The following is a 12,558-nucleotide window of genomic DNA, read 5'->3' on the forward strand; positions in this document are numbered from 1 at the left end:
TCATGCGTGCCGGAATGTGGTTCTCGCCTTCTGGAGGCGCAGCTCCTCGAGCGTTCGCAGCTGATGGCCCGCACGCTCGAGGAGGGTGTCCAGCTTCTGCGACTCCAACCGCGGCTCGCTGTCAGCCAGCAGCCGCAGCGTCTTCCATGCCGCCGCCTTGCCCTCCACACCCAGTCGCAGTATCTCCAGCTCCAGCAGGGAGCTGAGCGGCGAACGACGCACAAGGCGGCCGTTGGTCTTGAGGCGGGCGGCCTTTTCGGCCAGCCAGCCCGCAACGACCTTGTGACGGCGGACCGGGAGGTCGAGCCTGCTCATGATCTCCAGCAGAGCCGAACGGTCCTGAGCAATCTCTGCCGCAATGGCCTCCAAGGTCGAAGAGACTGCCGGATCCTCGTGGGTTTTCGCCATGCGACGGGCCAGATCGGTGCCGGCGAAAGAACCCGCAAGATGGTCGTTGAGGTAGATGCCGAGCAGGTGCGATCGTTCGTCCACGACGTTCCTCCCTCCTTGCGTATTCACGTCCGGGATGCCGGCGTCCGCGTCGACGGCACGCTCTGCGGGGGGCGTAGTCGTGTTGATCGCTGCGACGAGAGCCGGGACCGAGCATCGCCGCTCCGGAGAGCAGCACGCCGCAATCAGGCTGGTATCTGGGTAACCCTGGTGGCGAATGTGGCACCGGGCCGTACTCGCTGCCAGATGCCCTCGGTTACGGGGACTACGCGAGCGCCCCCCATAAGCGCGGTCCTCTACCAATAGTGTCGCCGCCCGCCGACCGCGTGCCCGACCGACCCCAGGATCCAGAAGATTGCCCCGATCACGACCAGGATGATCCCGATGGTCCAAAGGATACTGATACCGGCCACGAACCCGATGACGAGCAGAATGACGCCAAGAGTGATCACGGTGACCTCCCGATTCGCCTAAAGATCTCCAAATCACTCTGCTCCTCGGCTGTCAAGGCGGCAACCGCTCCCGGATCCGACAGCCGCGCGCTACGCGACCCGTGCATGACCCTCCCTGCAACCGCGTGGCAGGCCCCCCGGTGCACGCACGGGGGCGCAGCGGCCACGCCGACGGCTCAGCACAAGATGCGCCGTTCCTGTTAGCGATGAGACTTGTTGCTATGGCAGAACAGCGGCGCACGCGGGAGCGGCCCTCGGCAAAGACGTCGGGCCGACGAGCCTCCTCCACCCGGGGGCCGGAGCAAGCTGGCCGCGATGCGTGCCAGCGGCTGGAGGGGCTGATCAGCCATCCCATAGAGGGCGTGTCGGCAGTACGACACACGGACGACGGATGGTGCGTCGTCGTTGACGTCCTTGAGGTGGCTCGAATTCCGGACACAACGAGCTTGCTCGCCTCGTACGAGGTGCAACTCGATCAGGGCGGCGAGCTCTTGGAGTACCGCAGGGTCCGCCGCTATCGAAGGGGCTCCGCCGACGAGTGATCTGCGCTGCCCGACCAGCTGAGAGGACGCACCCATGCCCACAACCGTGTACTCCGACGAGGTTGCGTGCCCGCCACGCGCCGGCACGTTGTACGACGTGCTGGAACTCATCCTGGACCGGGGCATGGTTATCGACGTGTTCGTCCGGGTCTCCCTGGTGGGCATCGAGATCCTCAAGATAGACGCGCGCATCGTCGTCGCCAGCGTCGACACCTATCTGCGGTTTGCCGAAGCGTGCGGCCGACTGGACCTGGAGCGCGACTCGCGCAGCACCACCGTCCCGGAGCTGTTCGGTGGCGGTGCGGCCAAGTCCGTCGGCAAGCGCAAGGTGAGGAAGGCCGCGGAATCCGTGGGTGACACCGTGCGCAAGGCGGTCGGAGGCCGTGACGACGATGAGTCCGATGAGTCCGATGAGTCCGATGAGGCCGACGAGGAGCAGCAGGAGCGGCCGCGTCGACGCGCGCCTGCCGGCAGCGGGGCCCGTCGACGCCGACGCGTGGAGGCATGACCGGTGACGAACAATGGTGTGTACGTCTACGCGATCATCCGGACCGGAAAACCGCTGCCGACGGGCGCTTGCGGCGTGGGCAGCCCGCCTGCCTCCTTGAGAGTGGTCCGGCAGGGGCGTGTCACCGCCGTCGTCAGCGATGCGCCCCCGCAGCTGCGTGCACGCCGTCGCGATCTGCTCGCACACCAGGATCTCCTGATGCGCCTGGCTGACGGCGGACCGGTGCTGCCCATGCGCTTCGGAATGGTTGCACCGGACGAGGAGACCGTGCGCAAGCAACTGGCAGTCGTCGAGACGCGCCACATCGCGGCGTTGGAGCACGTCGACGGCGGGGTCGAGGTGAACATCAAGGCACTTTCGGCCGAGAACGGGTTGGCCGCCCTCGTGGCTGAGGACAGGAACATCCGGCGGCTGCGCGAGGACGTACGTCGCCGTCCCGGATACGACGCCACGCTCCGGCTGGGTGAAGCCGTGGCTGTGGCGCTGTCCCGCAGAGCGGCCGAGGCCGGCCAGCGTCTGGTGCGCGAGCTCACGCCCATGGCTCGCGCGGCAGCAGCGGGACCGGAAGTTCAGGGGTGCGCTCTCAACGTGTCCTTCCTCGTCAACCGGAGCGACAGCGACGACTTCCTAACAACGGCGGAGCGGTTTGCTGATGCCCACCGTGAACGCGTCGAGCTTCGCATTGCGGGCCCTCTGCCGTGCTACAGCTTCGTCGCCGCAGAGGGCGCTCCCACGCCGACTGGAGCATGACATGGGACTCCTTACGGGACTGCTCACATTCCCTCTCGCGCCGGTCCGCGGAGTGATCTGGGTAGCGGAGAAAGTCAATGAAGCTGCCGATCGCCAGCTGCATGACCCCGCCGTACTGCGCGCCCAACTGGTCGCGCTGAATCAGGAGCTCGAAGACGGAAACATCAGTCAAGAGGAGTTCGAGCGGGAAGAGGAGCGGCTGCTCGACCGACTCCATGAAGCGTCATGCGCGCGGAATGAACGAAGGTGACTAACCCATGGACGAGCAAACCAAGTTGGCCCTCGCCGTGTCAATCGTGGCCGGCTACGTGCTGGGCCGCACCAAGAAAGGCCGACTGGCTCTCACCGTGGCGACGTATGTCGCGGGCAGGCGATTCGGGCTCGAACCGCGTCAGCTCGCCGCTGAAGGGATGCGCAGGCTGGGCGAGGTCCCACAATTCGCCGAGCTGCAGGAGAAGTTGAAGGGGGAAGTCCTCGACGCTGGCCGTAAGGCGGTGACAGCTACAGCGAACCGAGGGATGAGCTCGCTGGCTGACGCGATCAGTGACCGTACAGCGCGTCTCGGCGAGAGAGAGGAAGAGGAAGAGGAGGAGCCGGAGGAGGAGTACGAGGAGGAGGAAGAGCCGGAGGAGGAAGAAGAGGAGGAGCCGGAGGAGGAGTACGAGGAGCCGGAAGAGGAGGAGCCGGAAGAGGAAGAAGAGGAGGAGCCGGAGGAGTACGAGGACGAAGAAGAGGAAGAGCCGGAAGAGGAAGAAGAGGAGGAGCCGGAAGAGGAGGAAGAGCCGGAAGAGGAGGAGCCGGAAGAGGAGGAAGAACCGGAAGAGGAGGAGCCGGAAGAGGAAGAAGAGGAGGAGCCGGAGGAGGTAAGTCCGCGACGCCGCCGCAGTGAGAGGCCCCGAGGGCGCTCCACGAGGGCCGCAGGCAGGAAGGCGGCTCCGGCGAAGAAGGCCGCGGCGAAGAAGGCGGCTCCGGCGAAGAAGGCAGCCCCGGCGAAGAAGGCCGCGGCGAAGAAGGCGACCCCGGCCAAGAAGGCCGCGGCGAGGAAGGCGACCCCGGCGAAGAAGGCAGCCCCAGCCAAGAAGAGCGCGGCGAAGAAGGCGGCCCCCGCCAAAAAGGCCCCGGCGAAGAAGGCAGCCCCAGCCAAGAAGAGCGCGGCGAAGAAGACGGCTCCCGCCAAGAAGAGCGCGGCGAAGAAGACGGCTCCCGCCAAGAAGAGCGCGGCCAAGAAGACGGCTCCCGCCAAGAAGAGCGCGGCCAAGAAGACGGCTCCCGCCAAGAAGAGCGCGGCCAAGAAGACGACGTCATCGCGGCGCGCCGCCAAGAAGACAACCAACCGCGCCGATCGCCGGAGGTAGCCAACCATGGCCAGGACGAAAAGAGACGAGCCCGAGGCAGAAGAGTCGGGTATCGACCGTCTCCGCGAAGAGCTGTCGAACTTCCTCAGCGCACAGATGGGGCACCTTGCTGAGAAGGCAGGCGACAAGCTCACCGACGTCACAGACCGGCTTACCGATGTCGCCGAGAACGGTGGGTCTCTCATGCCTGCGCTCGGCTCCATCATGCAGGGAGAGTCGCCGCTGAAGGCCTTTGTCACCCAGAAGGCAAAGGGCATCAAGGACAACGTCGTGGACAAAGCCAAAGACGCCCTGGGTGGAGGCAAGAAGAAGGGCAAGGGCAGCGGCGGCAAGTCCATGAACATCATCGAAGTCCTCGATGTGGGAGTGCCCCTACGTACCGCCTACGACTACTGGACGCAGTACGACCAGTTCAGCAGTTTCACCAAGGGGGTCCGGGACGTCTCGATGAGCGACGAGATGACCAGTGACTGGAAGGTCAAGGTCGGGCCTTCCTCGCGGAGCTTCAAAGCGACCGTGCAAGAGCAGATTCCCGACGACCGCATCGTATGGACCTCCGAGGGCCCCAAGGGCACCACCCGCGGTGCCGTCAGTTTCCATGAGCTGGCGCCGACTCTGACCCGCATCGTCCTGGTCGTGGAGTACTACCCCTCCGGGTTCTTCGAGAAGACCGGCAACCTGTGGCGCGCGCAGGGTCGCCGGTTGCGACTGGACTTCAAACACTTCCAGCGGTACGTCACCCTCACCGACGAGGAGCCCGAAGGCTGGCGCGGCGAAATCCGTGACGGCGAGGTTGTCGTGTCCCATGAAGAGGCCATGGAGGAGGAAGAAGCAGCTGATGAAGAGGCCGAGGACACGGAGGAAGACGAGGGAGACGAGGAAGACGGCGGCTACGAGGGAGACGAGGGAGACGAGGGAGACGAGGACGGTGAGTGGGAGGAGGAAGAGGAAGAGGAACCTGACGACGAGGAGAGAGAGGAATGAGGCGGCCACGTGACCGACGTTGACTTCAGACAAGGCTCCCAACCCGTCGCCGGGCCCCAGACCACCAACCTCGCCGACATTCTTGAGCGCGTCCTCGACAAGGGGATCGTCATCGCCGGTGACATCAAGATCGACCTTCTCGACATCGAGCTCTTGACCATCCGGCTCCGTCTGTTCGTGGCATCCGTGGACACGGCGAAGAAGGCCGGCATCGACTGGTGGGAGACGGACCCGGCACTGAGCTCCCGCGCGTCCCGCAGCGCCTTGCAGGACGAGAATCGCCAGCTGCGTGATCGCCTGGAGGCGCTGGAATCGAAGGGGCACGACGACACCTCGTCCCTGCAACGGACCAAGGAGAAACGAGGCACATGAAGGAGCAGGCCCCCGACTCCGCCGTCGCCACCTACGTCTTCGCTGTCTGCCGGAGCCTGGAGCCGGCTACGGTGACGGGGCTGCCCGGCCTCTCGGGCGAAGCGCCCGTACGAAGTCTGCCGTTCGGGACGCTCACCGCTGTCGTCCAGCACGTGCCCGCCGCTGACTTCATCGACGAGGCTTGGCAGGAACGCCTCTCGGACCGCGATGAGCTCGAGCGATGTGCACGCGCTCACCATGAAGTGGTTTCCGCCGTTTCCCTCGGTGGCCCTACGATTCCCCTTCCGCTGGCCACTCTGTACCTCAGCGACGCGAGCGCACGGAAAGCTCTGACGAGCGAAGCGGACCGTTTCCACGCTGTTCTGAAACGCATTGAGAATCACGCCGAATGGGGAGTGAAGGTGTACGCCCCCAGCACTCCGACGGACACCGCGCGCCCCACCACCCCTCCTGCTGTGTCCGCCCCCCCGGCCCCCGGTGCCGGACTTGCCTACCTGGATCGCAAGCGAGGTATTCAGCAACGGCGCGAACGCCACCAAGAAGAGACGTTGCGCATCGCGGACGAGGTGGATGCCGAACTCCGAACCCTTGCAACCGCGTTCCGCCGGCTGCGGTCCCACGGCCAAGAGCCGGCGGGTAATCGGCGTATTCAGATCCTCAACGCCACCTACCTGGTGGCCGAGCACCGGGTTCATGAACTCGGCCGCCTGGCCCAGTCGCTGCGGCAGCGGACCGGGGCGCAGATCGAAGTCTCAGGGCCTTGGGTGCCGTACTCCTTCGTCGGCGAGGTGTAAGCCATGACGCACGAGGTGGTGCCCTGGGATGCTCCGGAGCCCCTGTCGGGCCCCATCGGAGTTCCGCTCGTCGACCTCCTGGACCGTCTTCTCGCCACTGGCGTGGTCATCAGCGGTGATTTGGTCATCGCGATCGCCGACGTTCCACTGGTGCGGCTGTCCCTGCACGCACTGCTGTCGTCCGTCAACGAGCGCGTTCCCGCACCCTGGGCGGATGGAGGCCCCCTATGAAGGCCAGTCGACTCGACCTGGACCGGGACCAGATGGGACATGACCTCGTCGCGCTTGTTCTGACCGTGGTGGAGCTCCTCAGGCAGTTGATGGAACGTCAGGCGATTCGCCGTGTTGAACTGGGCGATCTCACTGACGAACAGGTCGACGAGATCGGTACAACACTCATGCTGCTCGAGCAACGCATGACCGAACTCTGCGACCAGCACGGGCTGCGTCCCGAAGACCTCAACCTCGACCTCGGACCACTCGGTACCCTTCTTCCGCGCAGCTGATTCGGGCCTACGCGGTCCCGCTTCGTCGAGGGCGTTTCCGGTGGATCATGCCTGGGCTACGGGCCGGTGCGCTCAGGCCCCGGTCGGATCCAGCTCGCCGACGAGCTCGTCCTCGCTCACCGGGTTGAAACGGACGTCGAAGAAGGCCATCACAAGGCCCGCGAGCACAAGGCCCGCGAGCGGCTCGCCATCGAAGATCAGCCGGGGCCGGACGAGATCGGGTTGCACGTACGCCTCGGCCGACGGCCGCGCGACCGGAGCCACGAAATGCTCCTGGTCGGGGCGGACCGCCAAGCGGCATGCGGCAAGAACGTTGTCGGGAGTGACCTTCTCCAGGCGAAGTGACGCTGTCATGCCAGCACGCTGCGGGCGCCCCCGGAGGGCGCCCGCCCAGGCACCAGGGATAAGGCACCAGGCGCCAGTTTCAGGACAGTGATTTGCGGTCACCCGCACGGTATGGCACCAATGTGGCAGGCCAAGCGGGATGAGCAACGCCCGCAGGACGGCGAGCACCGGCGTGCGGCTCGTGGGACGGATTCGGAGCCGGACGGCGGTCGGCCAGGGCCGGATCCGCAGGTGGAGCGTGACGCTCCGGACGATCCGACAGCGATGCGGAAAAAGTCGTGGCGGGCGGTGCTGAAGCGGACGGTGGCGGAGTTCAAGGACGATGAGCTGGCTGACCGTGCAGCGGCGCTGACCTACTACGGGGTGCTGGCGCTCTTCCCCGCGCTGCTGGTCCTTGTCTCGCTGCTCGGCATCGCCGGTGAGTCGGCGACCAAAAGGGTTCTGGACAACATCAAGAAGATGACCCCCGGCCCGGCGCGGGATGTCGTCTCGAATGCGATCGAACAGCTCCAGGGCAACGGTGGCACCGGTTCGGTGGTGGCGATTGTCGGCCTGCTGGTCGCGCTGTGGTCGGCGTCGGGGTACGTGGCGGCGTTCATTCGCAGTTCCAATGCTGTCTATGACGTGCCTGAGGGCCGCCCGGTGTGGAAGGTGCTGCCGGTCCGGCTGGGCGTCACCCTGGTGCTGATGACCCTTGCCTGCGTCAGTGCGTTGATCGTGGTGTTCACCGGCGGTCTGGCCCGGGAGGTCGGTACGGCGCTGGGGATCGGGGACACGGCGCTGACGGTGTGGTCGATTGCCAAGTGGCCCGTCCTGGTGGTGCTGGTCACCATCATGATCGCGATCCTGTACTGGGCGTCACCGAACGCCAAGGGCCGCGGATTCAAGTGGATCACTCCGGGGAGTTTCCTGGCTCTGGTGATCTGGATGATCGCCTCGGCGGGCTTTGCGTTGTACGTGGGGAACTTCGCCTCCTACAACAAGACCTACGGGACCCTGGCCGGAGTGATCATCTTCCTGGTCTGGTTGTGGATCACGAATCTGGCGATCCTGCTCGGCCTGGAATTCGACGCGGAGATGGTCCGCGAACGCGCGATCATCGGCGGCCACCCCAAGGAGGAAGAGCCCTACGTGGAGCCGCGGGACACCCGCACGTGGACCGATGAGGAACGCAAGGAGATGGGCGACCGCTGACCCGCCCTCGTGCACCGCGCACCCCGGCCGCTGCTCCGCGCTCTGCTGCGACTCCCTCAGCCGAGGCGGTGGTCGTCCGAATGGGCCGACCGGGCTCGGGTACTCGCCGTGGAGATCAAGCCGCGCACGAACCGAACGGAAGGTCACGACGATGAACAGGTCACTGGACCACCCGCCGCGCCAGGACTCCGAGGAATCCGTGAGCGACCTGGTCAAGCAGGCATCGGAGCAGATATCCCAGCTGATGCGGCAGGAGCTGCGACTGGCGCAGGCGGAGATGCAGCAGAAGGGCAAACGGTTCGGCAGGGGTGGCGGTCTGTACGGCGGAGCCGGCGTCATCGGCTTCATCGCCCTGCAGGCCCTTGCGGCCACCGCGATCGTGGCTCTGGATCTGCTCTGGCCGCTGTGGATCTCGGCACTGGCCGTGACCGCCGTCCTCCTCGCGGTGGCCGGCGTGCTCGCCGCCGTGGGCAGGAAGCAGATCAGCCTGGCCGCCCCGCCGAGCCCCGAGCAAGCCATCGAGGGCGTCAAGGACGACGTCGCCGAGATCAAGGAGAGGGCACACCGATGACGGACAAGTCCCGGAACAACGGCTCCACACCCACCCCTGAAGCACTGCGCGAGCAGGCGCAGGGAACCCGCGAGGAACTCGGTCGGACAGTCGAGGCGCTGGCCGCCAAGGCCGACATCAAGGCCCAGGCACAGCAGAAGGCGGCGAGGGTCAAGAGCCAGGTGCAGGACAAGACAGCCCACGCCCTCCACGTTGCGCAGGACAAGACTCCGGAGGCGGTACGCGACAAGGCCGCGTACGCCAAGCAGCAACTGGCCGAGACTGCCCACGCCTTCGGAGAGAAGATCCAGGACAACACCCCGGATCCGGTTGCCGACAAGGTCGCCCGGACGGCGCAGGTCGCGCGCGGCAACCGCAATCTGCTCATCGCCGGTGCAGCCGCCCTGGCCGTCGTCGTCCTCGTCCGCCGCAGGAGGAAGAGCTGATGAAAGCGTCCAAGATTGCCTACAAGCCGGTCGGCCTGGTACTGGGCGCCACGAGCGGTGCTCTCGCCGGCGCGGTCTTCAAGCAGGTATGGAAGGCCACCGGCCACGACGAGGATGCTCCCGACGCCACCGACAGAGATCGCAGCTGGGGGGAAGTTCTGATCGCCGCCGGCCTGCAGGGTGCGATCTTTGCCGCGGTCAAGGCGGCGGTCGACCGCGCCGGCGCCGGCGCCGTGCACCGCCTGACCGGAACCTGGCCCGGCTGACCCCCACACCGCCGCATCCGCGGAGTGCCAATGCGCCGGAGGAGCGGGACATCGTCATGGCGTGTGCACTCATGAGGATGTATCTGCGCCTCCGCCCTCTCGCTGACGGTGATTTGGGGGATACGCTACGTCAAGGGCGGGGGTCTCCGACGTGCATGCTCGTCGTGCCAGGAGGGGAACGGGTGGCCACGGATTGGTCGGACACGCAGCGAGCCGTAGGTCCAGCACCGGACGAGGAGCAGCGCGAGCGGGACATGCGGATCGTGCCGAGAGCTCTTGAGCGAGATGCCGAACTGGTCATTGTCAAGGCGGCGTTGGACGCCGTGAGCGGCCGATCGCCGACGGGTGCGGTGATCCCCTCAGCACGGCGCGGTGGCTTGATGGCCTTCACAGGACCGGCCGGAGCGGGCAAGACGACCCTCTTGGAGGAGGTGCGTCGCCTTGCGCCGGAGCGGGAGTGCACCGCGCTCTTCGCGAAGGGCGGCGAGCAGGAGCGGAGTCTGGCCTTCCATGTGGTGCGGCAGTTGCTCCAGCCGCTGCTGGCCTCGTACTCCGAGAGTGAGCGCCGGGAGCTGCTGGGCGACTGGTACGGCATCGTGGGCCCCTGTGTCGGCTTGAGTCCCGCCGTGGAGGGCGTGGTGCCGGATCCGCAAGGTGTGCGGGACGGTCTGGATTGGGTGGTCACGCATGTGTCGGTACAGCGTGGCCCATTGGTCCTGGTCGTCGACGATGCGCACTGGGCGGACGCGGAGTCCCTGGCGTGGCTGACCTCCTTTGCCGTACGGGTCGAGGAACTGCCCGTACTTCTGGTCGTCGCGTACCGCGCGGAGGAAATGCCCGATGAAGCCACGACGTTCAGCGACATGGTCGGGCGGAACCGGGTGGGTCCGCTCGACCTGGCGCCGTTGACGCCGGCCGCGGTCGCCCATCTGATGCGCGAGGCGCTGGGCACCGAGGCCGACGACGACTTCTGTCGTGAAGCCTGGCTGGTCACCGGCGGCAATCCCTTCGAGACGGTCGAGCTGGCGGCGAAGGTACGCGACGGTCAGCTGGTCCCCGGGAGGGAGAACGCCTGCGCGTTGCGGGACCTTGCTGCCGAGACCAGGGGCGGCGGCCTGGTGGACCGGCTGGAGCAGCTGGGCACGCTCGCTGTGCGGATGGCCTGGGCTGTGGCCGTCCTCGGCTCGGAGGCGACCTTCGGCATGGCTGCGGCGCTGGCGGCGCAGGGACCGGCCGAGGCCGCGCAAGCGACGGATACGCTGCGGACCGAGCGCATTCTGACGTACGGCATGAAGCCGGAGTTCGTCCATCCGCTGATCGCGACGGCGGTCTATCGGGCCATCCCGCCCGCGATGCGGGTGGCACTGCACGGCAAGGCGGCCTGGGAGCTCGTGGAGGCGGGCAAGGGTCCGGCTGCGGCGGCTCGACATCTGCTGGAGACACAGCCGGAGGGGGATGTCTGGGTGGCGGAGCAGCTACGCGACGCGGCCCGGGAATATGTGCGCCGTGGTGCTCCCGACGCTGCCCGGCGCTGCCTGAGCCGCGCCCTGCGCGAGCCTCCGCCCGCGGGACTGCGGGCCACGGTGCTGCACGAACTCGGTTCCCCGGCGCTCCTGCACGATCCGGCCGTGACGGTCAACCATTTGCGGGCTGCGCTGGAGGAGCCGGATCTGCAGCCGGCACTGCGGCAGAGCATCGTGATCCGTCTCGGGCGGGCGCTGTCGCATTGCGACAGGCTCACGGAGGCGGCGGACCTGGCGATGGAGGAATTCCGTACGGCCACGGACTCGCGAGAACGCCTTCGCATGCTCATGGAGCACTTCAGGATGTCGGCGTTCACCTCCGACGACCGGGAAGCCCCGGCTCTGTCCCGTCGGCTCAGCCACCTCACGCGGCGGCTGTCCGGTGAGAGCCAGACCGAGCGCTACCTCTACGGGTTGCGCGCATGGGATGCGATGGTGCGCGGCGAACCGGCGGCAACCGCGGTGGAGTTCGCGGAGCGGGCGCTGGGTTCCGGCGGGATGAGCTGGACGGACGAGAGGTGGGGCTTCGAAGTCCCGTCGCTGGTGGCCCTCACCTTCCTGTACTGCGACCGCCCGGACCGGGCCGAGCATCTGTACGCGGGAGCCATCGCGGAGTACGAACAGCAGGGCTGGCGCGGGGTGCATCTCTCGCTCGGTTACAGCCTGCTCGGTTACATCCGGTTCTGGAAAGGTCAGCTCACCGACGCCGAGGACTTTGTACGCGCCGGGCTGCAACTCGCGGACCGCCTGGGGCCCGCGGGCATTCATGCGCAGTGGTACGCGATGGCCACCTTGATCGAAATCCTGATGGCCCGCGGAGAGACCGCGGCTGCCCAGGAGCTGGCGGTCGCCCGCCGGTTCGGTAAGCCGTTCCCCTCGGCCGTGACGCTTCCCGACGCCGAGACTGTCCACGGCGAACTGCTGTTGGCCCGGGGCATGGACAAGGAGGCCGCTGAAGAGCTGTCCGCGGTGGGCCGCCGCCTCGATCTGCGTGGAATGCGCAATCCGGCCTGGTGCCCGTGGCTGCCCCAACTCTCGCTGGCTACCCGGACGACGGATGCTGGGCGGGCGCTGGATCTGGCGCAGGAGGCACTGCGCCGCGCCGAGCGCTTCGGTACGGCCACGGCAGTGGGGAAGGCGCTGTCTGTGCTCGCCCGGGTGACGGACGGGCCCGAGGGAATTGCTCTGCTGCGGCGTGCCGTCACTACGCTGGAGTTGTCGCCCTCGTCGTACGAACTCGCGAGCGCTCTGGTCGAGTTCGGCACCGCTCTGCGCCGTGCCGGACTTCTCTCGCAAGCGGCCGAGCCTCTGCACCGTGGAGTGGATCTGGCCGGTCGGTGCGGGGCCGTGGGTGTTGCGGCACGGGCGCGCGACGAGCTGGTCACGGCGGGGCTGAGGCCTCGCCGCTTGGATGTGGTGCGGCACGAGCCGCTTAGCGGAGCACCATCCGCGTAGTCAACGGCGCACGGTTGCCCGCGCGCGCCGTGCCGTGCACCACATCGTGGGGGCATGGTGCGCCAG

18 protein-coding genes are annotated in these 12,558 nt (G+C 67.0%); 15 read left to right on the forward strand and 3 right to left on the reverse strand.

Features of this window, described 5'->3' with window-relative positions; translation table 11 throughout:
• Together OG735_RS38215 and OG735_RS38220 are read right to left on the reverse strand one after the other, a co-directional pair.
• The gene (locus OG735_RS38215) at positions 1–492 is read right to left on the reverse strand and encodes a hypothetical protein (protein WP_327327731.1); all 492 of its coding nucleotides are present in this window, start codon (positions 490–492) and stop codon (positions 1–3) included.
• A gap of 254 nt (positions 493–746) precedes the next feature.
• Positions 747–902: a DUF6131 family protein gene (locus OG735_RS38220; protein ID WP_327327732.1), complete on the reverse strand. Its 156-nt coding sequence runs from the start codon at positions 900–902 to the stop codon at positions 747–749.
• 221 nt (positions 903–1,123) lie between these two features.
• Here OG735_RS38220 and OG735_RS38225 point away from each other — a divergent pair, with 221 nt between their 5' ends.
• The 10 genes from OG735_RS38225 to OG735_RS38270 are packed head-to-tail and all read left to right on the forward strand — an operon-like array spanning position 1,124 to position 6,713.
• Complete coding sequence (locus OG735_RS38225) at positions 1,124–1,444, forward strand: gas vesicle protein GvpO (RefSeq protein WP_327327733.1); 321 nt, start codon at positions 1,124–1,126, stop codon at positions 1,442–1,444.
• A 34-nt stretch (positions 1,445–1,478) separates the two neighbouring features.
• On the forward strand, positions 1,479–1,952 hold the full coding sequence (gene gvpJ / locus OG735_RS38230) for a gas vesicle protein GvpJ (protein WP_327327734.1): 474 nt from the start codon (positions 1,479–1,481) through the stop codon (positions 1,950–1,952).
• Positions 1,953–1,955: 3 nt separating this feature from the next.
• A complete protein-coding gene (locus tag OG735_RS38235; RefSeq protein ID WP_327327735.1) occupies positions 1,956–2,702 on the forward strand; it encodes a GvpL/GvpF family gas vesicle protein in 747 nt (248 codons plus the stop codon).
• A gap of 1 nt (position 2,703) precedes the next feature.
• Complete coding sequence (locus OG735_RS38240) at positions 2,704–2,952, forward strand: gas vesicle protein GvpG (protein ID WP_326654453.1); 249 nt, start codon at positions 2,704–2,706, stop codon at positions 2,950–2,952.
• A gap of 7 nt (positions 2,953–2,959) precedes the next feature.
• Entirely contained in the window at positions 2,960–4,057 is a 1,098-nt protein-coding gene (locus tag OG735_RS38245) for a histone protein (RefSeq protein ID WP_327327736.1), read from the forward strand.
• A gap of 6 nt (positions 4,058–4,063) precedes the next feature.
• The gene (locus tag OG735_RS38250) at positions 4,064–5,041 is read left to right on the forward strand and encodes an SRPBCC family protein (RefSeq protein WP_327327737.1); all 978 of its coding nucleotides are present in this window, start codon (positions 4,064–4,066) and stop codon (positions 5,039–5,041) included.
• 9 nt (positions 5,042–5,050) lie between these two features.
• Positions 5,051–5,413, forward strand: a complete 363-nt coding sequence (locus OG735_RS38255; protein WP_327327738.1) for a gas vesicle protein — start codon at positions 5,051–5,053, stop codon at positions 5,411–5,413.
• Positions 5,410–6,207, forward strand: a complete 798-nt coding sequence (locus OG735_RS38260; RefSeq protein WP_327327739.1) for a GvpL/GvpF family gas vesicle protein — start codon at positions 5,410–5,412, stop codon at positions 6,205–6,207. Before OG735_RS38255 ends, OG735_RS38260 begins: the two co-directional genes overlap by 4 nt.
• A gap of 3 nt (positions 6,208–6,210) precedes the next feature.
• Positions 6,211–6,438 (forward strand): gas vesicle protein, encoded by a 228-nt coding sequence (locus OG735_RS38265; RefSeq protein ID WP_327327740.1) that lies wholly within the window; start codon positions 6,211–6,213, stop codon positions 6,436–6,438.
• Positions 6,435–6,713 (forward strand): gas vesicle protein K, encoded by a 279-nt coding sequence (locus tag OG735_RS38270; RefSeq protein WP_327327741.1) that lies wholly within the window; start codon positions 6,435–6,437, stop codon positions 6,711–6,713. Before OG735_RS38265 ends, OG735_RS38270 begins: the two co-directional genes overlap by 4 nt.
• A 72-nt stretch (positions 6,714–6,785) precedes the next feature.
• Here OG735_RS38270 and OG735_RS38275 read toward each other — a convergent pair whose 3' ends face one another.
• Positions 6,786–7,067 (reverse strand): hypothetical protein, encoded by a 282-nt coding sequence (locus OG735_RS38275; RefSeq protein ID WP_442812558.1) that lies wholly within the window; start codon positions 7,065–7,067, stop codon positions 6,786–6,788.
• A 111-nt stretch (positions 7,068–7,178) separates the two neighbouring features.
• Between OG735_RS38275 and OG735_RS38280 the strand changes: the two genes are divergently transcribed.
• From OG735_RS38280 to OG735_RS38300, 5 genes are all read left to right on the forward strand, one after another.
• Complete coding sequence (locus OG735_RS38280; protein WP_442812643.1) at positions 7,179–8,252, forward strand: YihY/virulence factor BrkB family protein; 1,074 nt, start codon at positions 7,179–7,181, stop codon at positions 8,250–8,252.
• Between the two features lie 151 nt (positions 8,253–8,403).
• Positions 8,404–8,823, forward strand: a complete 420-nt coding sequence (locus OG735_RS38285; RefSeq protein WP_327327743.1) for a phage holin family protein — start codon at positions 8,404–8,406, stop codon at positions 8,821–8,823.
• A complete protein-coding gene (locus tag OG735_RS38290; protein WP_327327744.1) occupies positions 8,820–9,248 on the forward strand; it encodes a DUF3618 domain-containing protein in 429 nt (142 codons plus the stop codon). Before OG735_RS38285 ends, OG735_RS38290 begins: the two co-directional genes overlap by 4 nt.
• On the forward strand, positions 9,248–9,514 hold the full coding sequence (locus OG735_RS38295; RefSeq protein WP_327327745.1) for a DUF4235 domain-containing protein: 267 nt from the start codon (positions 9,248–9,250) through the stop codon (positions 9,512–9,514). The genes OG735_RS38290 and OG735_RS38295 overlap by 1 nt, the downstream gene beginning before the upstream one ends.
• 380 nt (positions 9,515–9,894) lie before the next feature.
• Positions 9,895–12,492 carry an ATP-binding protein gene (locus OG735_RS38300; protein WP_442812559.1) on the forward strand — a complete coding sequence of 866 codons (2,598 nt, stop codon included), beginning with the start codon at positions 9,895–9,897 and terminating at the stop codon, positions 12,490–12,492.
• Positions 12,493–12,558 lie beyond the last annotated feature (66 nt).

The sequence above is a fragment of the Streptomyces sp. NBC_01210 genome (assembly GCF_036010325.1).
GTDB lineage: Bacteria > Actinomycetota > Actinomycetes > Streptomycetales > Streptomycetaceae > Streptomyces.

Coding starts and splice junctions, on each gene's coding strand:
- OG735_RS38225 (WP_327327733.1), top strand. CDS start 1,124: ATGGCAGAACAGCGGCGCACGCGGGAGCGGCCCTCGGCAAAGACGTCG.
- gvpJ (WP_327327734.1), top strand. CDS start 1,479: ATGCCCACAACCGTGTACTCCGACGAGGTTGCGTGCCCGCCACGCGCC.
- OG735_RS38240 (WP_326654453.1), top strand. CDS start 2,704: ATGGGACTCCTTACGGGACTGCTCACATTCCCTCTCGCGCCGGTCCGC.
- OG735_RS38245 (WP_327327736.1), top strand. CDS start 2,960: ATGGACGAGCAAACCAAGTTGGCCCTCGCCGTGTCAATCGTGGCCGGC.
- OG735_RS38250 (WP_327327737.1), top strand. CDS start 4,064: ATGGCCAGGACGAAAAGAGACGAGCCCGAGGCAGAAGAGTCGGGTATC.
- OG735_RS38260 (WP_327327739.1), top strand. CDS start 5,410: ATGAAGGAGCAGGCCCCCGACTCCGCCGTCGCCACCTACGTCTTCGCT.
- OG735_RS38265 (WP_327327740.1), top strand. CDS start 6,211: ATGACGCACGAGGTGGTGCCCTGGGATGCTCCGGAGCCCCTGTCGGGC.
- OG735_RS38270 (WP_327327741.1), top strand. CDS start 6,435: ATGAAGGCCAGTCGACTCGACCTGGACCGGGACCAGATGGGACATGAC.
- OG735_RS38275 (WP_442812558.1), bottom strand. CDS start 7,067: ATGACAGCGTCACTTCGCCTGGAGAAGGTCACTCCCGACAACGTTCTT.
- OG735_RS38280 (WP_442812643.1), top strand. CDS start 7,179: ATGTGGCAGGCCAAGCGGGATGAGCAACGCCCGCAGGACGGCGAGCAC.
- OG735_RS38285 (WP_327327743.1), top strand. CDS start 8,404: ATGAACAGGTCACTGGACCACCCGCCGCGCCAGGACTCCGAGGAATCC.
- OG735_RS38290 (WP_327327744.1), top strand. CDS start 8,820: ATGACGGACAAGTCCCGGAACAACGGCTCCACACCCACCCCTGAAGCA.
- OG735_RS38295 (WP_327327745.1), top strand. CDS start 9,248: ATGAAAGCGTCCAAGATTGCCTACAAGCCGGTCGGCCTGGTACTGGGC.
- OG735_RS38300 (WP_442812559.1), top strand. CDS start 9,895: ATGGCCTTCACAGGACCGGCCGGAGCGGGCAAGACGACCCTCTTGGAG.